This is a genomic window from Ancrocorticia populi, from assembly GCF_003123745.1.
In the GTDB taxonomy this organism is placed as follows: Bacteria; Actinomycetota; Actinomycetes; order Actinomycetales; family Actinomycetaceae; genus Ancrocorticia; species Ancrocorticia populi.
Map to the genome: position 1 here is coordinate 312275 of NZ_QETB01000003.1, position 24289 is coordinate 336563.

The following is a 24289-nucleotide window of genomic DNA, read 5'->3' on the forward strand; positions in this document are numbered from 1 at the left end:
GTCAGTCTCACGCCGTAGTGGCCCCATCGTGGGCCCCGCAGGATCCTCTTACTACCAGTTCCACGGGGAATATCGTTTGGTGAGGCTGGCCCTCAGCACTTGCGAGGAGATCAACGGCCGTCTTCGCCATAAGCTGCAGAGGCTGCCGCACAGTGGTAAGTGCTGGGGACACGTATTTTGATTCGGCGGTTCCATCGAGGCCAACAATTGCGAGATCATCAGGAACGCGAACGCCGCGTTCCTGAGCGGCGTTGAGCACTCCGATCGCCATGAGGTCTGATGCGGCAAAGATCGCCGTGGGAGGCTCTGGCAGAGAGAGGAGATCATTTGCGGCCTCGTAGCCGCCATCCCGCGTCCACGCGGCAGTTTTTCGTTCAAATTGCGGCAGCCCGCGCTCTCTTAGCACTGCTTCGTAGGCATCGGCTCGATGGTCAGTCTGCATGCCCGATAGGGGGCCGCTGATATACGCGATCGCTCGATGCCCGTGATCGGCCAAATGCTCCACCGCCATGCGTGCGCCAGCTCGGAGATCGGCATTAACAGTAGACAACATGGATCCGGACAACGATCGATCCAAGAGCACACACGGTTTGTCGGTAGCACCCAGAGACCGGAGCCTATCGTCTGTTAACCGACAATTGATGAGGAGCAGCCCATCAACTCCTCGCTTGATCAGATTCTGAATTAAGGCCTCTTCGCCCTCAGAATCGCCGTGGCTGATTCCGAGCATGAGTGAAAGACCATCTTCGTTCGCGGCCGCATCGATGGCCTCTACGAACTCCGCATAGTGGGGATTAGTAATGTCACTAACCACAACCCCAAGAGACTTGGTGCTGCCAGTCTTCAGCGCCCGGGCGCTGGCATTAGGACGGTAATTTAGCTGCTGGATGGCGCGGAGTACTTTGTCCCGTGTGGCGTCAGAAACCCCGCGGGGCCCATCATTGACCACATAGCTAACCACCGCGGTAGAGACACCAGCGAGCCTCGCAACGTCGGCGCGCGTTGTAGCGCGACCTTGTTGGTTTGCCATGACACCTCCGAAGTTGGAGCGATGCGGTTCTCGCCATGATTGCCGCGCGCAGATAACACCAATGCAATGGTACGTGAGCCGTGCTGATTCTCAGAGCGCTCAGCAATTGCGTTCATAAGTCTACACCAGTAGACTCCCAAAGTGTTAAGCAACCAATGAAGGTTTGGCGGATGCAAATTCGCGATGACTAGAAGGGCGGTTGGGCCGCTGTGATTACGCAGAATACTTTCGAGGTGGCACACCTCCGTGCAGCTGGTGTTTCCTTGATCGTTGAACTCCCTAATCATGGGACGCCGGCAGTCGCCTATTGGGGCAAGGACGTTGGCGAGCTATCCCCTTCGGCGTTATACGCACTGTGCCAGGCACGGCTAGCTCCGTTTGAAAAGGATCCACTAGATTCGTCTGTCCGGCCCTCTCTGATAAACCTTGCGTCCGATGGATGGATGGGCCGCCCAGGACTTGTCGGGCACCGCCCGGACGGCTCGGGTTGGGCTCCTCGCCTCCGAATTCGCTCTGTGGAGTTGACCTCTGATACAGGTATCAAAGCCGACACTGTCGAGCCAAAACCAGAGACCCAGGACAGCCCCATATCAGTAATATCGGGCGGGCCGGCACAGATCATCTGTCATCTTGATGACGAGGAAACGCAGCTGGCCGTTGACCTCACTTTGGAGCTCTTGCCACAGGGACTAGCGCGGTTCCGGGCCTCCTGTACCAACATCGACCCCGCGCGCCATTACACGCTAGAGGAACTTTCAATCACGCTTCCGCTGCCGCTAGAGGCAGATGAGATCTTGGACTTTTCGGGACGTTGGGGAAACGAGCGCTACCCCCAACGCTCGCAAGTTAAGCTGGGCTGCCACCTGCGGGAAGGCCGTCATGGCCGCGCCGGTTTCGATTCGCCCATGATGATGTTTTGTGGCTCGCGCGGTTTCTCATTCGAACGTGGCCAGGTTTGGGGCTTGCACGTAGCACATTCGGGCAATCACAGATCATGGATCGAACGCTTACCATCAGGCGTCCAAGTTATCGGTGGCGGCGAACTGCTGCTTCCAGGCGAGATGGTCCTTGCACCTCACGAAGCCTACGACAGCCCGTGGATCTACGCACAAACAGCAGACGGTCTGGACAATGCTGCCCGGGCTATCCACCGGTGGGAGCGGACCTTGACGTCTCACCCGGGGATTGATCGCCCGGTCTCACTTAACGTGTGGGAGGCCGTGTACTTCAATCATGATCTCGACGTCCTAAAACGCTTGGCAAACCGAGCCTCAAAGATCGGGATCGAACGGTTCATCCTCGACGATGGCTGGTTCCGAGGCCGCCGTGATGAACGATCGAGCTTAGGCGATTGGGAAGTAGATCCCGATATCTGGCCGGATGGCCTTCATCCGTTGGTCAATTACGTTCGGGACCGCGGCATGCAATTTGGGCTATGGATCGAACCGGAGATGGTGAGCACGGATTCTGAGTTGGCCCGCAACCACCCTGAATGGATTCTCCGTGCACGTTCTGATTCGCTGCCGATTGAACAGCGCTACCAACAAGTCCTCAATCTGACGCTCCCCGAGGTCTGGGAGTATGTACGTTCGCGAATGGATGCGTTAATAACGGAGTACCAGATCGAATACCTCAAGTGGGACCACAACCGTGACCTCGTAGATGCTGGCAACGGCAGCGCAGGCCGGGCCGCCGTCCATGAGCAGACGCTGGCGTGTTATCGGTTGATGGACCGGTTGCGCGCGGACCACCCAGGGCTAGAGATCGAGTCATGCTCCTCTGGCGGGGGCCGCGTTGATCTCGAGATGGTTCAGCACGCCCAACGGTTCTGGCTATCTGATTGCATCGATCCTCTAGAACGCCAACACATCCAACGGTGGAGCTCGCAACTTCTGGCTCCAGAACTCATGGGTACCCACATTGCCTCGGAGCACTCTCACACAACCGGAAGAGTTTCCGATCTTTCATTTAGGGCGGCAACTGCCCTGTGGGGCCATCTTGGCTTCGAGCTGGATCTGCTGTCCGTAAGCGATGAGGACTTGGAATCCTTGGCAGATTGGGTGGCGTTCTACCGGGACAACCGTGGTTTTCTGTTGGCCGGTGATGTGGTCCGCCGGGACGTAGCCGACGGAAGCCTGTGGCTCAACGGCGTTGTTTCTCCAGGACGCGATCGCGCACTATTCGCACTCACCAGTATGTTCCGTTCGCCTATGTCACCACGTGGAATGATCAGTCTCCCCGGTCTGGAGCCGGGCCGTTCCTACAAGGTCGAAACACTGCTCATTGGCGGCGGGCCGAACGGTCTTTTCCTCCCTCCATGGGCCGAAGGAATAGTCATGGATGGCGCCGCTCTGGATATTGGCGTGCACACTCCGAAGCTAATGCCGGAGCAGTCTTTGGTGATATCGGTCCAAGAGGTTTCAAGATGATTTGCAATGCAGCATCGGCCCATATCTATGGCCGCATGAACATTGACAGTGCAAGTTCTACACCAGTAGAATCCGAGGTGCTGAGATGATCGGGAAGCAGTCTACTGGTTTAACAAACGAATACTCGCCAGAGGCATCTAACCAAGTGCATCCAAGGTGGGAACTGTACTTCACAATCAATGGTGAATCGAGATCGCATAGTTCAGCCCAGGCGCAGGCGCATGGGGAAAACACAACAAGGGAGTTCTGATCATGAGAAATAAGAAGTCACGTTTGGGGGCGGTAGCGGCAGTTGCTTCTACTGTGTGCCTGACACTTGCCGCCTGCGGAGGTGGCGATTCTGATGCAACAGATGGTTCAGACAACGGAGATAGCGCGGCCATCGCCCAAGAGGCTTGGGAATCCGAGGCGCCGGTAACCATATCGGTCTCTGATCTGCCGCCAACATCGAAGCCAGAGATCCGGGAAGCGCGGCTCGCGCTGATCGAGGATTTCGAGGATAAGTATCCGTACATAACCGTCGAGCCTGAGGAAGTCACGTGGGCGGCAGACACCTTCCCAACGATGCTAGCTTCCGACACGGTGCCTACGGTGATGAACCTGCCTTTCACTGAGATGCAGCCGATGATTCAACGCGAGCAAGCAGCCGACGTTACCGATTACGTTGCGCTAGACGAGGCACTCGGAGAATCGAACGAGAGCCTCGTAGAGCTAGCAACTGGCCCGGACGATCGCCAGTACGGTGTCCCAATGGATGCCTACACGATGGGCCTGTATTACAACCGCTCCTTGTTTGAAGAGGTTGGGTTGGATCCAGATGCCCCGCCGCAGACATGGGACGAAGTTCGCGAAGCCGCAACGAAGATCAATGATGGGACGGACGCTCAAGGCTTTATCTTCATGACGTCAGACAACACGGGCGGATGGGTATTCACACCAATCGTCAACGGATTTGGTGGCGAGACCGTCTCTGAGGATGGAACCACGGCCACGCTGGACGATCCCGCCGTCAAGGAGGCGCTGCAGTTCTACCATGACGTGAGGTGGGAAGATAACTCGGCCGGGTCGAACTTCTTGGTTGCCTTTGATGACGCGAACCAGCTCTTCGGTGCTGGTCAGGCAGGGATGTACATTGCTCCCGGAAACCAGTTCAACAACATCGTCACCAACCTCGGCATGGACGTGGATGAGATCGGCCTAGCTCCGTTGCCACAGGATAGTGACGGCATTGGCACCTTGGCTGGTGGAACTCACGGGATGATCAACCCCAAGGCATCGCCAGAGGAGATCGCAGCGGCAGTCAAGTACCTGAGCTTCTACAAGTTCCAGCAGTACACGGATGAAGAGTACGCCGTTACTTCGGCCGAGGCTCAGGCCGCTGACGGCTCCTTGGTAGGAAATCCAGCGGTTCCGCTTGTGAGTAACGAGCTGGTTGATCAGTGGCTTACTTGGATCGACGACGACATCAACGTCCCCCGTGATCATTTCGATGCATATATCGCTTCAGTGACTCCTGGTGACCCAGATGAGCTTCCTCTAATCCAAGAGCCTCGCTTGGCCGCTCAGCAGATCTACGCAATCGAGGACACTATTATCCAGACGGTCCTAACTGACGAGGGAGCGGACATTGACGCTCTCATTGCGGATGCAAACGATCAGGCCCAAGCCGCGATTGACGAAGCAGCATCTGAATGATTGAGAGTTCAAGGGGTGCCCCAACGCTTTTAAGTCACCGGGCACCCCTTGATCTATTGAATTGGAAAGACAATGAAGAGGACCGGAGGTTGACCGATGAGCGCACCCGCTGTTGCGGAACCTAAGAGCGTTGCGCCGTTACCGAAAAGGCGCCGTCCCTCGCCGATTCGGTGGGTGAAAATGGGCGGGCTGAGCAAGCTCGGATTCGCCCTCCCCATCATCTTCGTGTTCGGCCTATTCTCGTGGTATCCCATCGTCAAGTCCGTCATCATGAGCGTTCAAAAAACGAACTTCGTGATGGACCCACAATATGTTGGGATGGAGAACTTCGGGAAAGTTCTCAATGATCCCTTGCTGGGTCAGGCCGTTCAGAACACGATCGAGTTCACGTTCTGGTCCATACTTATCGGCTTTCCACTCCCCTTGATTCTGGCAGTTGTTATCGGCGAGCTCACCAGAGGCAGGACCGTAGCCTCGATTCTTGCCTACCTTCCTGCCATTGTCCCTCCCGTCGTCGCCGTTCTTCTGTGGAAACAACTCTATAAGCCGGAGGCTTCGGGCCTATTCAATACAATCCTCGGATGGTTCGGGATGGAACCATCGGGCTGGCTAAACAACGTAGATCTGGTGATCCCCGCGATCGTGGTGGAGATGACGTGGGCTGGCGCCGGAACCACGGTTATCGTCTACATCGCCGCGCTCATGAGCGTGCGAACAGAACTTTACGAAACGGCAGAGATCGATGGCGCGGGTATCCGCCAGCGCATCTGGCACGTGACGCTGCCACAAATGCGGCAGATTATGCTCCTGATGCTGCTCCTTCAGATCATTAATCTGGGGCAGCTATTTACCGAGCCATACATCATGACCAGTGGCGGCCCACGCAATGAATCACTCACGGTCATGCTGCTGATCTACCGCTACGCATTTGCGGACGGGAACTATGGAAAGGCAACGGCGCTCAGCGTGATGCTGGCCTTGGTTCTGGGAGTGTTGTCGCTCGTGTATCAGTGGGTAACGAGGAAGTGGAGTACGTAATGGTGACTATGCAGCGGCGCCGCAAGAAAAGCGAAGATGCAGATTCAAATGACCGCGGGATTTTGTCCGCGCATGATAGGCAGAAGTTTGGAATCCGGCTAACGTCCGGAGGCATCGGAACCTTCCTCTTTATAGCTCTCATCATCGTGAGCATTGGTCCGATCCTCTTCATGTTCAAGGCCGGAACATCGACCGCGCAAGACACTATCCGAGAACCGTTTGGTCTGTGGCCATCGGGCTTCACATGGGAGTTCTTTGGGGACGCGTTCTCGAGGGTAAACTTCGGCACCTATCTCCTCAATACTCTGTGGGTATGTTTAGGTTCATGGGTGGTTGCCATTGTTGTGGCAACCACGGCGGGATATCTGCTTGCAATTCTGCGGCCACGGTACGCGATAGTGCTCGAGGTTCTGGTCATGGTGACGATGCTGATCCCTTCGGTGGTCTCCATGGTGGCGTTGTACTCGATGATTGTTGACGTCCCAATTCTGCACGTGAATCTCATCAACACTTTCTGGTCCGTATGGTTCCCTCTTGGGGTTAGCTCGTTTAGCGTGTTGCTCGTAACCAATTCCTTTAAGACCATTCCACGCGATCTGTACGATGCCGCCCGGCTGGACGGTGCATCAAACCTCAAGATTCTCCTCTCAATTGTCTTACCCATGCAGAAGCCGATTCTTGGAGTGGTTTCGCTACTATCTCTTGTGAGCGCCTATAAGGAATTCCTGTGGCCGATGCTGACGCTGCGAGATTCCTCTATGCAGCCGCTTTCCGTGGCACTGCCACAATTAGAGGGCACCACGGCCCTTCCAACCTACATGGCTGCCCTGTTCATGGCACTGCTGATTCCGGTCCTGATCTTCTTCGTCTTCCACAAGCAGTTCCTCAGTTCAGCCGGAGCTCAGGGCGCGATTAAGGAATGACAAATATGGCGAACAAGATGCACATGGGTGTGAACTACATACCCTCACAGGGATGGCTGTATTCGTGGACCGATTGGTCCGCGCAGTCAATCCGCGCCGATCTCACCGCTATCGCGTCATTGGGCGTTGATCACGTCCGCGTTCACTGCATCTGGCCGATATTTCAGCCAAACCGCCATCGTGTAAGCCCTACTGCGTTGGCGCATCTGCGCGAGCTGGTAACTATCGCGGGCGATCTCGGGTTGGAAGTGTCCGTGTGTGTACTAAATGGATGGATGTCAGGAATCTACTTCCGGCCGTTCTGGCAAGTGGACGGGGCAAGCGTCTTCACGGATCCTCAGGCGATAACTGCTGAGCGGGATCTACTGACCGCAGTCATCGATGCGACTGCAGACCTCCCAGGATTTATGGGGGTCGATATTGGCAACGAACCAAATTGCATGTCCATGTTCGCTGGCAATTCAGTGACTCGCGAGCAGGGCGATGCCTGGGCCACCGATCTCCTTCAACACTGCGAGACCCTCGACCCGGAGAAATTTCACGTGGTGGGCGTTGACCACTCCCCTTGGCTGAGCGACGATTCCTGCTTTAGCAGGCCCATTTTGGGGCAGATCGGACAGGCGAGCGTTGTTCACTCGTGGGTATTCTTCACGGGTGCGCTTGAACGATATGGTTCCGGCGGCGTGGGCACGCTCCACCTCGCGCGGTATCTCACGGAGCTGGCGCGAGCCTTCGGGGACGTCCCTGACCGGCCGGTGTGGATTCAGGAGGTCGGGTTATCCGAGGAATGGGTAGCGCCAGACGAGCTGCCTTCGATCGCTGGGCAGATCGTGGACAATGCCGCCAAAGCCGATCCATGGGGAATCACTTGGTGGTGCTCTCATGATATCGACCGCTCGTTGTCAGGCTTCGCCAGCTTGGAATACGGGTTGGGTCTATTCGACACGGAGAACCGTCTCAAACCAGCCGGCCAAGCCGTGAAGGAAGCGATCAGCCGGAATACGGGTAGAGAGGCGGTGGCCAGGCCGAGCGAAAGTAGCCGGCCAGCGCTCCACCTCCCCTCCAACGTTGTGCCTGATTTGGACTTCGCCGATGAGTATTTCGCCATGGTTGCTCGCGGCGAGGACCCTGAGATCAAGCTGGTCCCGGCAACTTAAATTCACGCTCGTTTCGGCAACTTAACTGTCAGCATAGATCCTTATAAGCGCGCTTGCGCCACCCTAGAGACTCGCTTTGTCCGGCTTTGAGACCGCGCCGCATTAGTGCGCCGAGCACACCGTGGGTTCCGAGTAAACGCGAAGACCATAGAGACTCGCATAGTCCGCGCCATTGGTTGCATGTATGAGGATCCGTACGCTGCTGGTGCGTACTGGCACTTCGAGATTGTGCACACGATGGGTCTGGACATTGCCGTTTACAACAACCACATCGAGCCACTCATCCTGCTCACAAGACCACACCTGCACAACGTAATCTCGAACGGTTTCCGGATCGGCTCGCCGCATGGGCAGCTGGTCATAGTCACGCAAAAGGTGCCCGCACCACTGCAAATCAACCTGCCCAACCAGAACAGGATCGTTCCAACTCACACTCACCCACTGGCCGTCAACATCCTGCTCCGACCTAGACCGCCACTGGTTGGTGGACTCTACTGGCCGCGCGACCCCGGATACTATCTGCTCCGCTTCCCACACTCTCTGCGCAGGCGAAACGCGATGGCAGAGTGAAACCCCGTGCCTGAATCGCTGGAGACGCTCTGGGGCCACGGCTACTCCCGCCAAGCATCCTGGAAGCACACCGTTAGCTCGCAGCCACGAGACCTCTGGGCAAGCCTGCACATTCAGCCGCACGTAGCCTGACGTGAGCTCAGCTCCAGCAACATCGATCTCCCAGTTCACCCAATGCGGGCCACCCGGCGGGACCAAGAGCACGGCCCGACGGAGAGCCCGCTCCGGACGCACCTCATAATCCCAGATACCATCCACGGGTTCCAGACACACCTGAAGCTCGATGGGCGTGGAGGAAGCATTGCTGAGGTAAAGACCAAGTGCATCAATCCCAGGCGCACCCTCCCCAGTCTCCACGGCGATCCATTGCGAGCGTCCGAACGTTAGCTCATCATCATCGGCCCCACTGGCAAATTCCTCTGGTCCGATATATTCCACGTCGAACGACGTCGCGTCGGGCCCCATGCCCTGATTGGTTTCGCATGAGGAGGCCTCCACGCTGGCTGCGCTCAGGGCAAGATCGCCTGGATCAGAATTGACCACATGAGGGAGAAACACCCCATCGCGCAGCAGCGTCTGCTGGAGGCTGGGGACGAACGTGGAGCTCAGATCGGATGGGATCCGGTAGCCATCATTCTGGATGGGCGGAGCTTCATCGCTCAGCAGCATCGCGGCCGCGGTTCCGACAGCCTGACCCATAAGCGATGTGGTTCCTTGCACCCGAACGGCCCCTAGTGCCACATGAGTGGTGGATATATCGCGTCCAGCGAGGAATAGATTGTCTACATCGCGCGCGATGAGCGCACGTAGAGGAATTCCGAATGGAGGAACGGCGGTTGTAATGGAGGCTGAGCCACCTAGCCGGTAGCCTTCGGCGGCCGTGGCCTCTGAACTGGAAGCTAATAACCCTCCCGGAGTATGGAGATCGATATTCCAGCCGCCGTATGCAACCTCGTCAGGAAAGCTGCCTTCTCCAGTGAGCCGCTCCCTTAGGAGATCGTGCTCTGTAATGCGATGTTGCCCCTCAATACGTCTGCTCTCGCGCTTGCCAGGAACTTGCCCAATCCAGTCCAATGCGAAGTTTGCGAAGCGGTCCTGATACTCGGTGGAACGGTTCTTGATCCAGTCCCATACCCCTAGAGCGTGGCGTGTCAGTTCGTGACGAATCACCTCGTTATCGCGAATCGTGTCCCACGGTGTTCCGAGTTCCAGCCACCACCAGCCCGATCGCGTCGAATCCGGAATACGGCCGCCTTCTTGAAAGAATTTTTCGTCGTCGTAATACTCTGCCCAATCTGGGGCCGTAAAGCCGATCGGGTAACCAACGTTCTTCGTCATAATCTGGATGGAGGTCCCCTGAACACCGTCAGATGGTTCAAGTGGTGCGTGCGGCTCACCAAATTCGGCCCGGCCCTCGCATCCCATCCGCCACGCGTTTCCCGCCATTGCAGCTACCACGCCATCGCCCGTGGAATCGACGTACAGGTTACCGGCCAGCCGCCACCGCCGCTCTGCCCCTGCCGTACGTGCGAGGACTGCGCCGATACGCGAGTTGTCAGCCATCTCTACCCCGTCAATTGAGGTATTGAGCAGAAGTGTGATTCCGGGGTTTCGCTGGACCAGATCATAGAGGATCATGTCCCACACGGAGTTCGTCCAGCCTGTTCCTCCAGTGGCAGCGTGGTTGGTCATGCGGTCTGCGATGATGAGTTCTGAAATGATGCCAGTTTCGCGCGCGTACCCGTGAAAGTGAGCGGCACCTTGCGGAGATACACGGATCTCTGAGGAGGAACATCCGCCAAGTACAGGACGGTCGCCAACCAGAATCACTTCAGCTCCGTGGCGTGCAGCTGCGACGGCCGCACACAATCCTGCTAACCCACCACCACACACGACAATATCGGCGGTGAGTAGTTCCCGAGATGTTGCAGTATCCGAATCGGTCATCGATGCCCTCCAAAGCCTGGCCCAACGTCATGTTCTACTCTAGTAGACTTTCGGTAACAACAGGAGGTTCAGTTGCCAATCATTCGAAAGACGGGGGCACTGAGGGCCGCTCAAGGGCTCATGCCCCCGGCATCGTTCGACCCCACTTATGGGTACTCGCTTGCGGATCTTGAGCAATGCGCAGCTCCCCAACCGGCAGACGAACCAGCCGATTTTGACCAGTTTTGGGATGGTTTGCGAGAAGCTGCCCGTGCAATGGATCCGGTTCCCACGTTAGGGCCGTGGTCTCCTTGGATGTACGAGAGTGGTTTTCCTAAGAACGACGACGGCTACGAGATCGCTGATCTGACATTTACCTCTGTTGGTGACGTTCAGTTAGGCGGATGGGTGGTGCGGCCCGTTGGTGGAGCCACTCAGATCGCTGTGTGCGGGCACGGATATGGTGGCCGCGAAAAGCCTGAATGTGATGACGTTGCACCGGACGCACTGTGCGTGTATCCGGTGGCGCGCGGCTTGCCAACTCGGTCCTTAGTGCCCGATATTGGATCGGGGGTAGGCCAGACGCACCATGTTCTCTGGGGGATTGAATCGCCCAGAACCTATGCGCCGATACTGTCAGCCGCGGACTTTTCAGTGGCGGCAACGGTAGCGATCGAGCTATTTGAGGCAGAGTGTCGGGCGCGGTCAAATACCACCGGCTCGGCCACACCAAGCGAAAACGCTCCCTTGATCTACCACGGCGGAAGCTTCGGCGGAGGCGCAGGGATCATGGCGCTATCGATTGATGATCGGTTCACCGGGGCGGTGGTCAGTGTGCCGACCTTCGGAAATCAGGTAGTTCGTGTAACGCAGCACTCCGAGGGATCGGGACAGATTGTCAGGGAGTTCGTTGCGGAACACCCCGAAGCGCTAGAGACTCTTCAATACGCTGATGCGGCTTCGGCTGCTCGGAGGGTGCGTGTACCTGTTGTCGCTTTCCCCGCCCTTGCAGATGGTGTGGTTCCCCCTCCTGGACAGTTCTCGGTTGTCAACAGTCTGGCGGGGCCCGTGTGGCGTCACGTCTTAGCTGGCGGGCACGGGGATTGGGATGATTTCGATCCAGAGGTTCGATCTGAGAATCCCTCTGATTGGGCGGGTGATGGACAAGTTGCCCGCCTATCACCCAACACAATCGCCCAGTTCTTGCGGGAACCAACGCCATTGGTTGCGTAAACGCCCAACCATCACCAGAGCGCTACCCCTTCCGCAAGAGTCCGGATCCGCTCTGGCCATGCCAACTGGGCCCCGAGTTTTTCGGTAAGCATCGCCTGCAGTTCGCGAAGCATCCCATCGTCCGAACGCACTGTGGCGGGCTCAACCCCATGTTCATGGCACATTTGAGCGAGGGCACCAACAGCCACTCCGATCGACCACTCCACAGGATGAACTCGGTAAGCGCCATTCGTGATATGTGTGGTGCCAATGTTCTTAGCTCCAGCCAAAAGGTTTCCCGCATCTCGTGAGATCAGGGCGCCGAGCGGAATCTGAAACGGGAAACAACCAATGTCCACATAGCTACGTCCAGCTGGTGTTGGATGGAGATCAATACGGTAGTAGCCGGTTCCCACCGTGTCGCGAACGGTTGCGGAGCCGCTGTGCTGGCCGCGCATCTCAATTCCTATATCGCCTTCAGTGACGGTGTCGAGTGCGCGGATACGCCGCGATTCCCGATAGTATGGCTGCCTTGCCAACCCGTCTTTTGTCCCAAATACGTCGCCACGCAATCGAAGTTCTGGGTAACCGTATCCGCCATCGTGCCGGGGCGCCACCGTCTGGAGCCAGTGGACAAATGAGAGCGTAAGCTGCCGGGATTCATCCTCTGCCTGCCTACGGCTCTCTTGGCTTACTCCTAAAAGCGGCTTGTCCCAGTAATCTATCTGGGGCCAATTAACTAGCGTGATCTCGCCGCCCGGGAATTCTGGGGAGAGGTTTGAACGCGAGACGATTCGCCTGTAGTGCCACAGATCTCCAGAACGCCCGGGAGGAGTGCCGGAAGAATCGCCGGCGAGCATCGCCCGCGTTCGCGTTGAAAGCGAGACGGGTTCGATATCCTGCCACGAGAGCTGCGGGCCGGGCCAAAACTCGGGGACTACAGTTGAGAATCTTTCATATAATGCTGGCCGATCAACAAAATCGGCGTTTCCTTTCCTCCATTCAACGGCGCAACACCAGGTGATCGCTTGCTGATCATTAGGGTCGGCTTTCTTTGGGGCGTGAAGCTCACCGTATTCTTCCTGGGACTCGGCCCCGATGACGTGCTCGATAGAACCGAGTTCCAGCACATCGCCAAGTTCTGTGGCATCAACAAAGATTGGTGCACGTAGATCTGTTTCCTCCCCAGTCACGAGGTCACATACGGTGATCTGTTCAACGCGATCTTCTGACCTCACCACCTCCACTGGTTCGTGCTCTCGTAGCCAAACAATACGTCCACTAGCAACGAGCGGAGAGATCATCTGCTCAAGCACGAGCGCGGAAACACGTGGTTCGTGGCAAAGCCGCGAAACGTCTCCGCCGCCCGGATTCAACTCCACATCGGAGTGCGCCCGAGGCGTCAGCGGATAGAACTGCCGGTAATGGTCCCGAATTAGAGATCGCAGCTCGGCGTAACTCGCCGAGGTAGGCAGATCTTCAATCCACGGAGTTTCATCCGGCGGCACACCTTGTACAGTCATCTGGCCGCCAAGCCACGTATCTGCTTCCGTCAGCACGACGCGACACCCGAGCCGTGCCGCCGTGAGCGCAGCCGCAACTCCTCCCAATCCTCCTCCGATGACAACCAAATCTGCTTCAAGTCGGTTCTTCATGGCTGCGTTTCCTTCGGTTGCTTCGTTGCTTTACGTGCGCTTGATAACTCACTATTGAGACGTCTCGCTAGGCAAATGCATAACGTTACGCGCCCATCTATTGATCACTAAATCTACTCTAGTAGATACCTCGAACACTACACGATCAAGACTTCGGCGAGTGCGCCATTGTCAGATTCTTTCACCAGCACTTAAGCGCACGAAACCCCCGACTCGATTGCGTGGCGAACGTTTGTGAGAGAGGATTCGTCGTCGTCAAAAAACCTATAGCGCCCCACGACTCTACAATCCCAGCCCGCCCTAACCCCACCAATTCCTATTTCCCCTAGCAACCGTGGCAGCGCTGTCATACAATATTTCCAAGTTCGCGGCGCCGGGAAGAAGGAACCGGCGCATCGGTTACTACCACATAGGAGTGAGTAGATGTACCACCAATGGATTAGCCGGCGCCCAAGTGCGGGCCTCATGGCCGCAGCAGTTGTGTGCGCCGGACTCGTAGTACCCATTTCCCCAGCCACGGCCGCGCAAGTCGATGCTCTGGACGCAGTCGATCCCTTTATCGGCACCGAAGAAACGGTATCGATCAACGAAGGAAATGCACGCGGCAACGCCGCCTACGGCAACACCATGCCGGGTGCCACCGTGCCCTTCGGCATGATCCAATTCAGTCCAAAAACGTATGCAACCGAGCAGGTCAACAGCGATATCAAGCACACCCGCGGCGGCTACGAATATAACGCGGATACCATCACGGGCTTCGGGCTCACCCGACTGTCCGGAACCGGCTGCTCCGGCCGATTCGGCGGCAACGATTTCCCTTTGACTCCATACACAGGGGCGCTGGAGGACGGATCGCTCCCGGTGAGCCCGCGGGAGGAAATCGAATCTTTCTACCTGCCCTTCGAGCACGCGAACGAGGATGCCGAACCTGGGTATTACACAGTCACCACGGATGACGGCGTGCAGAGTGAGCTCACCTCCACCACCCGCACGGCCGTAGGACGCTTCACCTTCCCCGAGGGCGATGACGGCTCCAATACACTGATTCTGGACGCCGGCGGGTCCAACAATGATCTATCCGGCTCCGAAATAGCCATTGATCCAGACACACAGACCGTCACGGGCAGCGTCACCGCAAAAATAGTATGCGCCTCGGGCCCGTCCTACACTGCCCATATGACGGCCACGTTTGATCAGCCGTTCGATGCTTATGGAACCTGGGATGGCAACGGGCTGGACCCGGAGGGCACCAGCGCATCGGCTACCACCACAAAGCACGGTTCGGGCGCTTGGCTCGCCTTTTCCGGGGATGGACCTGTTACGGCCCGCATCGGGCTGAGCTACGTCTCTGTGGATGGTGCGGCCGGCAATCTCGCGGCCGAGAGCTCGGACCTCTCCTTCGACCAGGTTCGAGAACAGGCTTCGGGGGCATGGGGCGAGGCGTTGGGCACCGTGGACGCCCGGGGCGCCTCAGCTGAACAGAACACCAAGTTTTATACCGCGCTCTACCACGCGTTCGGGCACCCCAACGTTTTTGAGGACGCCGACGGGCGCTACATGGGCTACGACGATCAGATCCACAGCGTCGAGTCCGGCCGCCATTTCTATGTGAACTTCTCTGGCTGGGACACTTACCGAAGTCAGGCTCAGCTTGTGGCCCTCACCCACCCGGACGTAGCCAGCGATATCAACCAGTCGATCATAGACATGGTGGATCAGTCAGGCGCATGGTCCTCGTGGCCCAGCTACAACCGGATCCAGACGAAGATGAGTGGCGATTCGCTGCAGGTGATCGTCGCGCAAACGGACGCTATGGGCGCCACGAACTACGATCGCCACCATGCGCTCGAATCGATGGTGGAAAGCCAATCCGTGCCGAACGCCGCTACTCAATCCAACCGTTCAGATGCCTTCCTCTATACCACCCTTGGGTGGGTTGACGGCGATAAGAAGGGCGCGGCCACCTCACGCACCCTCGAATACGTCACGGACGATTTCGCGATCGCTCAGCTGGCCGAGCGGCTCGGGGATACGGAATCTTACGAGCTCTACAGCCAGCGATCCCAGAACTGGAAGAGCATCTTTAACTTCCAGAACGGCCACGTCGATGCACGTAACCGTAACGGGTTCATGGACACGGCACTGAACACGCAGGGCGATCAGTTCGAGCAATCCACGGGCAAGCAGTACAGCTTCAACGTCCCGTTCAACATGGAGGGGCTCATCGAGGCTCGGGGCGGCGTTGACGAGGCCACCGCGGATCTTGACAAGATGCTCGAGCAGCTGGATGCCGGGGCCTTCAGCGAGTACACGTACATGACAAACCAGCCGAGCTTCGGCCTTCCTTGGGTTTATAACTGGCTCCAAGACCCCACAAAGGCCACCGATACACTGGATCGCGTTGTGGATGAGCTCTACGGCACCGGGCCCGACGGCCTGCTTGGCAACGATGATCTCGGCTCACTGAGCGCTTGGTATGTGTGGGCAAGCCTCGGCTTGTACCCCGGGATTTATGGGACAGGCGAGTTCTTGGTCAGCTCCCCCATGTTCGAGGACGTGACGATTTCTGCGATCGGTTCTGATCGGGTCATTTCCATTTCTGCACCGGGCGCGACCAGCGGGGCCAGGTATATTTCGGAGCTTTCTGTGGACGGCGACGCCTCCACATCCTCCTGGCTCGAAGAGTCGTTTGCGCGCAATGGCGGATCGCTGGCCTTCACCATGACGGCCGATGCCTCGGCTACCACGTGGGGAACTGCGAGGGAGGACGCTCCCCCGTCCTATACCCAAGGCGTTGACGATCTCAACGGGCGGGGCATCACTCACGATGGCGCCAAGAACGCTGGGACGTTGGACGTCAATGGCGCCACGCTCTCCTACGAGAAGCTTGAGGAGCAGGGCGTTGTGCCGGGTGGCGAGGTCCCGTTCGAGGATGGCGGAGTGACCTTCAGTTGGCCCAAGAGCGCCGATGGCGGCCACCCCGATCACTACATCCCACACGGGCAATATGTGAAGGCAGAAGAGGGACTTTCCAGCACGGGAATCTCCTTCCTTGGGCTGGCCACTAACGGTCCGTCATCCGGCACCGCCACGGTGGTGTACACCGATGGCACGGAGCAGGATGTTCCTGTCTCCTTCAGCGACTGGACTACAGACTCGCCCACGCAGGGCGATACGGCCCTCCTCACGTTGAATGGCCGAAATACGAAGGACGGCGGATCTGACACCGCCAAGCCGAATCTGTACGCCACGGAGGTGGTGGGGCTCGATGAGTCCAAGACTGTGGAGGGCGTTATCCTGCCGACGGATGTGGACAAGGGCATCATGCACCTGTTCTCCGTTGGGTTCCAAGATCCGGCCGCGGGTGCCGCGATTGCTACGAACACCTCACTGAGCCTCGGTTCATCCACAATCGATGAGGGTGCCACGGTGACGGCCGATGTCACTGTGCGGCCCGCGGATGCTCAGGGTACTGTGACTGTCTTGGACGGCAGCTCTGCGGAGTTGGCGGAGGCGGAGCTGGGCTCGGACGGAACGGCGCAGATCGAGCTGCCTAATTCGCTGGAACCTGGCAAGCACACGCTCACCGCAACATTTGCGCCCGAGGATGAGACGGCCTTCCGAAGCTCGATCTCGAGCGCTGTCACTCTGACGGTGCTTCCGTCAGATACTCCTCGCGAGGGGACCGCTCTGTGGACGCGATCGTATGAGCAGGGCACCCCCGCCCCTGCCGGCTTCCCCCAGAGTGGGGAGGCCACAGGGATTCGTGGGGAATCGGCCGTTCAACCCAACGACGTTGCCCAAGTAGTTTCTAACGGACCAAACCTCGGCAACATCAAGGAATACGTCTCGCGGTTGGCGGATGGGAACCCTTCAACTAAATGGTATGCAGCCGGGTCGGGAGCGCCCACGGAGGCAGAACCGCTCTCCGCGGTGTATGAGCTAACCGAGCCGCGTACGGTCACCGGGTACTCTCTCACGGCAGCCGGAGATTCGGCGAAGTTCCCGAACCGTGATCCCAAGTCGTGGCAGATTCTCGGTTCCAACGCCGAAGATCCCGATCTGTCTGGCGGTTCGTGGGAGGTTATCTCCACGGAGACTAACCAGACGTTCGCCTCCGATGGCCTCACCCGGTTCTATCAGATTGAGGATCCCGGCAAATACTCCCATTACCAGCTACGCATCACGGGGAACGCGGGTGGTGAAGCGAAGAACGAGAACACTCAACTCGCGGACTGGACCCTATCCTCCGATGCAGGGAGTAAGACTAAGTCCTTGGGGATCTCTGTCCACCAGAACGGAACCGCACCGGATGGCGATGGTAGTCAGGCTCTTCGGTATTCCGGGCGGGTGTTGGATGATGGGCCAGCCTCTTCTACGACAGTGATTCAGATGGATATGGACGTTCCTATCTCCGATGGCACCTCGTTGTCCTACCTCGTTCGGCCCGATACAGATGCGGCCGCGGTTGCGGTAGATGTTGTGTATTCGGGATCGGAAAAGGCTTCGGAGGCGTCCGTCCTTGAAGGCGACCCGTCCAGCGCCGTCGCGGGCGCCTGGACTCCTGTGACCGTGGATCTTTCCTCCCTGGCTGGCGCAACCGTGAAAGAACTGCGCTTGCGGTATGAGGATCCTGCTGCCAAGGCGGGCCAGATCAGCGGGTGGGTAGATTCACTGACCATCGGTACCCCGGTAATAGATTCGGACAACGCATGGACCTACCTCGAGGAACCTGATGTTGATCCCGCCCAAGGTCACGACGATAGAACCGTCTGGACCACCACGGACTTTGAGTTGAGCGATCAGTGGGACCGCGCCTTCGGCCCGTTCGGGGCGAAGGGCACGGGAACAGATCTTGGCTCGGACTTCCCCGTGAGCACCCAGCTTGGGTTGTACAAGGATGGAAAGTCTGCCCCGGTGACCGAGGCGTACTTCTTCAGGTCCTCGTTCTCGCTCTCCGAGGAGGTGCTCAGCACGGGCGCCCCACTCACTGGCACCGTAGTGTTCGATGACACGGCCACGGTTTATGTGAACGGTCAACGTGTTGCCGGATGGAATGACAAGGATATAAACGAAAACATCCAGTATCAGACTCCTAGCGGAACCTCGGGCATCGTGGATCCCCAGCAGCGGACGTTCACTGTTCCTGCCGATGCACTGGTGGCGGGAGTAAACACAATCGCCGTGGAGATTCATCAGTGCAACTCCACCAGTTCGGATGTCTACTTCGCCATGCCGGATCTGCACGTCGACGCCTCGGGAACGCCCATACCGTTCCGTGATGGCCAGTTGAACGCCACATACGATTCGGATGAAGTAGAAGCACCGGATGGCAGTGATTACTACACATGGCTGCTTACGCCGTTCAATGACGCCCAGACCGAGGCCGACATCATGGGGCCGAACGAGGTGTATCCCAGCGGGACATCCCTCGAAGATCTCATTGGGATCAACGATCTGACTGTTGTGAACACCAATAATGGACCTGAAAGGTTTACTGACCGATTCGATCCTGCAGTCGAAGAAGCCCTCACGGACGGGGCGGGCAAGCCTTATGTGACAATGTCTGATGGGCTTGGCGATACGATTGGCCCGCTCTACACGCAGGCGCTGGCAAACAACGAGCTGCCGAAGACCGAGGCACTGCTCAAGTACCGGATTGAAAAGCCAACTGAATCATCACGCGACGCACATCAGAACGCAAAGGATGCCTACCAATACAAGCGCCCCTTCGTTCGGATGGGCTTCACGGAAGATGACGGCCTGATCCAGAAGTGGGATACGGACGGAGGCTACAACGGACTCGCCGGGGACGGATCATTCCCGAGTGGTCACACAACCCATAGCTACGCTCAAGGCATCACCATGGCCACGCTTCTTCCGGAGCTGTCACCGCAGATACTGGCGCGTACCTCCGAATACGGGAACAACCGCATCATTCTCTCCTTCCACTACCCCACCGACATCATGGGAGGAAGAATCGTCGGTGAGGATATGACGGCCCGCCGATGGGCTGATCCGGAGTACCAAGAGCTCCTATTCGAAGCTCAGGACGAACTGACAGCAGTTCTTGCACAGAAGTGCCGAGAGACTAAGTCCGGTGACACGTTCCAAGAGTGCGTTGTCAACCAAGAAGAGGGCCTTTCCGATGACGAAGCACTCGAGATCTATCACGATAGGTTGACGTACGGCTTCCTGCAGGTGACAGATACAGAGCTCGCACCCTCTGTTCCCAAGGATGCTGGAAACCTGCTGCTCACGACCTTCCCGGATCTCACCGATACCCAGCGAACCACGGTTTTGGCCGCAACTTCGTTGCCATCGGGATACGTGTTGGATCAGCCTGGGGATTTCGGCAGCTATCAGCGCCTCGATCTAGCGGCGGCGATGGCCGCCACGGTTGAGGTGGGACCTGACGGTGAACTCATCGTCAACGGCGTTCCCGTGGGTGAAGATGGCCTTCCTATCGATGACGGGGAGGGGCCGACCGATCCAACGGACCCGGACGATCCGGTTACTGTCACGCCAGACGCGGTGACATTCGATGATCGCGCTGGGACCAACGAGGATACGTTCACGATTCCATCGGCCAAGGGCGTGGATTACCTTGTTGGCAGTAACGTACTGCCAACTGGAACATATCCCGGATCTGGGACGGTAACCGTAACTGCTGAAGCCCAAGAGGGATACATCCTAGATACCGACGCGGCCTCGGAGTGGACTCATACCTTCTCCACAGATGGAGACTCCATTCCGGCACCAGAAACGCCCAGTGAATCTGCTTCGCCAGGCAACCCATCAGAGTCTCCACAGGACGGGAATCTGCCCGTCACCGGCGCCCAGGTAGCTGGAATCGCAGCCCTTGCTTTGCTTCTTTTGGCTGGTGGCACGGCGCTCGTGGTTCGGCGGCGTCGTGGAAGCGCCGACGTAGATGGAAGCGAAGGTTAGTCACCTAGGCATAAGCTAGGCGCACGATGAGGGGCCGGAAGGTGCATGGAGCGCTGTCCGGCCCCTCTCCGTGGCCTTAGGAGTTGTTCGAGCGGCGTGGAAACTCTTCGACGCCCCATCGTTCTGGGATATCCGGAGAAGGTAGCAACCTGCCAGTGCCAACACGTTGAATGCGTGAGTTCTAGGCGCCAGCCCAATACTCACGGACCTTCTTGGTGGTTTCCTCATAGCCCACATCGGCGGACATGGTGACCCAGCGGTCAAAGGCCACTTCGGCGTTGGAGTCTAGCCGTGACCCTTCCCAGACGAGCCCACGCACGCACTCCTCACCAAACACCGTGGCGGCAGATTCCACATCCTCAAAGATGTTGATGAGGCTATCGACGATGATCGGCTCCATGATGTTCAGCTCAAGCTCACCGGCCGCTACAGCCATTTCGACGGTCGAAGCCGCACCGCGCACGCGGTAGCTCAGTTGCATCACGTATTCGGGGATCACGGGGTTGATCTTGCCCGGCATGATAGAAGATCCGGCCTGCACGGCTGGCAGCGTCACCTCTTGAAGTCCGCCGAGCGGGCCCGAAGAGAGCATCCGCAGGTCTTGCGCAATCTTTGCCATGGTCAGCGCGGCCCGGGCAGCCACATGGGCGATGGACGCGTATCCGTCTAGATTCGAGAGTGAATCAAACATATCCGGCGCAGGCTTAAGTGCCCGCCCCTTGAGCTTCGCGAGTTCAGCTACAGCCTCCTCCCGGTAACCTTCCACGGCGCCGATTCCACTTCCAAGAACGGTTGCCCCAAGTGGTACTTCATTAAGAACGACGACGGCGCCCTCGAACTCCCCCGCCAACCTTCTAATTGCCGCCGAGTGAGAGCGGTGGGTCTCTCCTACGGTCAGGGTGACTGCGTCCTGTAAGCACGTACGGCCAAGTCGGACTGTGTCCTCGTACTCGGCCGCCTTGGCATCAAACTCATCCGCGAGCGCCCGGAGCGCCTTGATCGGAGCCTCAGCCAAGTCCATCACAGTCAGCGCCATTGCTGTCGGGTAGCTGTCATTGGTAGATTGCGACGCATTCACGTGATCATTCGGATGGATCTTCTCGCCCGCGATCTGAGCAGCACGGGTGGCGATGACTTCATTTGCGTTCATGTTCGTTGTTGTTCCACCTCCACCCAAAACTAGAGCAGTTGGAAACTGGTCATCGTGCATACCTGTGGCAACTTCGTGCGCGGCGGCTTCGATAGCCTCCGCCTGTTCCGCAGTAATCACGCCGAGCTTCGCGTTCGCGCGTGCGGCGGCTTGCTTAACGAAGCCGTAGTTCTTAACAAGAGCGGGGACGTCCGCCACCGTGCGGCGGCCCGGGCCGAAGTTCTGGACGCCAAGCTCAGTCTGCTTGCCATATAGCTTTTCTGCTGACACTGTTTTCTCCTTCGATGACTTGTATGCGGGGCCCCGCGATGTGATCGCCAGCTAGGTTCGTATGCGGCATTCTGGCTTCTCAACGCCTGCTAACGTGGCCGGGAGCAAACGCGGCATTGTTGCCACCGCACCGCCGATCCAAAACCACAATCCCTCGACATCAGCACCGTGTGCACCCAAGGTGTGGGCCTACGAAATCCTTCCGCCAATCGAAGCACCGTCTTGGATCGATCCGGGCAGGACCACAGTTTCTGGGAGTGCGTCGGGATGATCGAGCCGATCCAACAGAATCTCGACCGCACGCCGGGCCATTGTTTCAAGGGGCGGTACGAACGAGTAGATACCTCCGCCCCAGAAGGAGAACCATTCGGGCGCGTCGTAGCTAACAAGAGCAAGCTCATCTGGAACTTGGACGTCGTGCGCAACACAGGCCGCTACCGCGCCAGATGCGATTCGCGGGCTGGCGGCGATGATTGCGGTTGGCCGGTTCTCGGAACGCAAGAGAGATTCCGTCGCAGCTCTCCCCCACTCCGAATCGAAGGCACCACACATGGTTCGTACCGATAACCCGGCTTCTCCGAGCGCCGCCTCGTAGCCGGCAACTCGAGCCTGAGTAGTTGAGAAGCTCTCCTCGCCCACGACCATCGCGATTTCGCGGTGCCCACGTTCGATAAGTGCCTCAGTAAGCTGGAGGAATCCAGAACGATCGTCGCATAGCACGGCGGAAACATCCTGTAGTTGAGACCTTCGATTGAGTTCGACGACGGGACAGGGCACATCAACTGGCAGTGCAGGGTCTATCGGAACCCGCACAATGCCGTCAACTCTGTATTCAGCAAGCGAATCTATGGCGTTACGCTCCTGCTCGGGATTCGCTGACGCAGCGATAATGAGCTGGTAACCACGCTCTCGCAATAGGCGTGCCGCTGCCGCAGACCCCACTGAATAGAACTCGTTCGTATAGTCCGGTACCAGGAGAGCAACGAGATTCGATCGATTGGATCGCAAGCCGGCGGCCAATCGGTTGGGCCGGTACCCGAGTCGGTCTGCAGCCGCCAGAACCTTGCGCCGAGTGGACTCCGCAACGTAGCCATTATCAGAGAGGGTTCGTGAGGCCGTACCAAAACCGACACCAGCCTCCTCGGCAACATCCTTCAAACTTGGGCGGCGGGATCTACTGGCACTGCGTTCCGGCACTGGTGTCCTCCTTAGACGATCTCACCTTTAGAGTGTAGACGAATCCGCAAGTTCACCTAGGAAACTGTCATCCAACCACATGAAAAGCGAGGTGCTCCCCAAGGAATCCACCGAAGAAATCAGTATTATCCCTTGGGGAGCACCCCATATACTGGCGCGATCATCTATTTGCCGATCACAGTACGGCCGTATCTAGTCCCAGATCCGCACGGGCTTGCCGCGCAGCATCGATAGCGTCACGCACCGTCTGCACTTGCGACGAATTCAGGCTTTCCAGCGGGGCAAACGGAGTACCAACATCTAGACCCGTCAGGGCAAGCCCTCCCTTCACCATTGGTGCGGGACCGAACGCGGCGAAGGCCCGACACAACGGCCAGAGACCGCGCTGCAATCGCCAGGCCGAATCCCGATCTCCAGCCTGATAGTAGTTCCACATCGCGACAGATGAACGAGGAGCAATACAGCACGGCCCGCCCATCCAACCGCGCCCACCTAACTCCCAAACGAGCATCTGTACATGAGAAGACGCCGAATACAATTCGAGCTCAGATCCAGCAGTCGTCAGCGACATCAGGAACCCAGTATTGGGTGAAGCATCCTTCAATGCATAGATGTTTGGGACCTTACTAAGCTCAATAAGGGTATTCAGATCAGGCTGAGCACCCAACGAAGGCTGCCGGTAAAGCACTAAGGGCAAATCGGTGGCCGTAGCCATCGCATTGAAATACTCAGTCATAGATGCTTGACTGACTTTTCCCCACGGCCGGATCATCGCGACGATGCCAGAGGCGCCCAGCGCCGTGATCGTCGCGACGCGAGTAGCAGCATTCGTCGTCGTTCCAGAAAGCACCCCCGGAACAACAGGAAGCTCACCCGCGTAATCCACCACGTTCTCAACAACATCGTCAGCGACCGCATCGGAAATCGACGGTAGCTCTCCCGTTGAACCAAGTGGCGAAAGCCCGGAGACTCCTGCCTCAGCAAGGGCATCAACCAACCGATGAAGCGCATTGTTATCCAGCGTCCCAGAGCTAGTAACAGGAGTTGGCAGATAGGGGATGATCCCAGCAGGAAGAGGGTGTTTCATAC

The 24289-nt window shown here is 57.9% G+C and carries 13 protein-coding genes; 7 read left to right on the forward strand and 6 right to left on the reverse strand.

Annotated elements, in window-relative coordinates:
• Positions 1-7: 7 nt before the first annotated feature.
• The gene (locus DD236_RS06875; protein ID WP_109093640.1) at positions 8-1030 is read right to left on the reverse strand and encodes a LacI family DNA-binding transcriptional regulator; all 1023 of its coding nucleotides are present in this window, start codon (positions 1028-1030) and stop codon (positions 8-10) included.
• A gap of 233 nt (positions 1031-1263) precedes the next feature.
• Here DD236_RS06875 and DD236_RS06880 point away from each other — a divergent pair, with 233 nt between their 5' ends.
• From DD236_RS06880 to DD236_RS06900, 5 genes are all read left to right on the forward strand, one after another.
• Positions 1264-3459, forward strand: a complete 2196-nt coding sequence (locus DD236_RS06880) for an alpha-galactosidase (protein ID WP_207785725.1) — start codon at positions 1264-1266, stop codon at positions 3457-3459.
• A 252-nt stretch (positions 3460-3711) separates the two neighbouring features.
• The gene (locus tag DD236_RS06885) at positions 3712-5154 is read left to right on the forward strand and encodes an ABC transporter substrate-binding protein (protein WP_109093642.1); all 1443 of its coding nucleotides are present in this window, start codon (positions 3712-3714) and stop codon (positions 5152-5154) included.
• Positions 5155-5250: 96 nt separating this feature from the next.
• Positions 5251-6192 (forward strand): carbohydrate ABC transporter permease, encoded by a 942-nt coding sequence (locus tag DD236_RS06890; RefSeq protein ID WP_109093643.1) that lies wholly within the window; start codon positions 5251-5253, stop codon positions 6190-6192.
• On the forward strand, positions 6192-7115 hold the full coding sequence (locus DD236_RS06895) for a carbohydrate ABC transporter permease (protein WP_207785726.1): 924 nt from the start codon (positions 6192-6194) through the stop codon (positions 7113-7115). The genes DD236_RS06890 and DD236_RS06895 overlap by 1 nt, the downstream gene beginning before the upstream one ends.
• A gap of 5 nt (positions 7116-7120) precedes the next feature.
• A complete protein-coding gene (locus DD236_RS06900; RefSeq protein ID WP_165819853.1) occupies positions 7121-8272 on the forward strand; it encodes a glycoside hydrolase 5 family protein in 1152 nt (383 codons plus the stop codon).
• Positions 8273-8374: 102 nt separating this feature from the next.
• Here the strand turns inward: DD236_RS06900 and DD236_RS06905 are convergent, their stop codons facing one another.
• Positions 8375-10789, reverse strand: a complete 2415-nt coding sequence (locus tag DD236_RS06905) for an FAD-dependent oxidoreductase (RefSeq protein WP_109093645.1) — start codon at positions 10787-10789, stop codon at positions 8375-8377.
• Between the two features lie 72 nt (positions 10790-10861).
• Between DD236_RS06905 and DD236_RS06910 the strand changes: the two genes are divergently transcribed.
• On the forward strand, positions 10862-12001 hold the full coding sequence (locus DD236_RS06910; protein WP_109093646.1) for an acetylxylan esterase: 1140 nt from the start codon (positions 10862-10864) through the stop codon (positions 11999-12001).
• A gap of 11 nt (positions 12002-12012) precedes the next feature.
• Here the strand turns inward: DD236_RS06910 and DD236_RS06915 are convergent, their stop codons facing one another.
• Positions 12013-13635, reverse strand: coding sequence for an FAD-dependent oxidoreductase (locus DD236_RS06915; RefSeq protein WP_109093647.1), 1623 nt, complete (start codon positions 13633-13635; stop codon positions 12013-12015).
• 423 nt (positions 13636-14058) lie between these two features.
• Here DD236_RS06915 and DD236_RS06920 point away from each other — a divergent pair, with 423 nt between their 5' ends.
• Positions 14059-20583 carry a GH92 family glycosyl hydrolase gene (locus DD236_RS06920; RefSeq protein ID WP_109093648.1) on the forward strand — a complete coding sequence of 2175 codons (6525 nt, stop codon included), beginning with the start codon at positions 14059-14061 and terminating at the stop codon, positions 20581-20583.
• Positions 20584-20764: 181 nt separating this feature from the next.
• Here DD236_RS06920 and DD236_RS06925 read toward each other — a convergent pair whose 3' ends face one another.
• From DD236_RS06925 to DD236_RS06935, 3 genes are all read right to left on the reverse strand, one after another.
• Positions 20765-22003, reverse strand: coding sequence for a lyase family protein (locus tag DD236_RS06925; protein WP_207785727.1), 1239 nt, complete (start codon positions 22001-22003; stop codon positions 20765-20767).
• A gap of 189 nt (positions 22004-22192) precedes the next feature.
• Positions 22193-23200, reverse strand: coding sequence for a LacI family DNA-binding transcriptional regulator (locus DD236_RS06930; protein WP_109093650.1), 1008 nt, complete (start codon positions 23198-23200; stop codon positions 22193-22195).
• Between the two features lie 175 nt (positions 23201-23375).
• A complete protein-coding gene (locus DD236_RS06935; protein ID WP_165819854.1) occupies positions 23376-24287 on the reverse strand; it encodes a dihydrodipicolinate synthase family protein in 912 nt (303 codons plus the stop codon).
• Positions 24288-24289 lie beyond the last annotated feature (2 nt).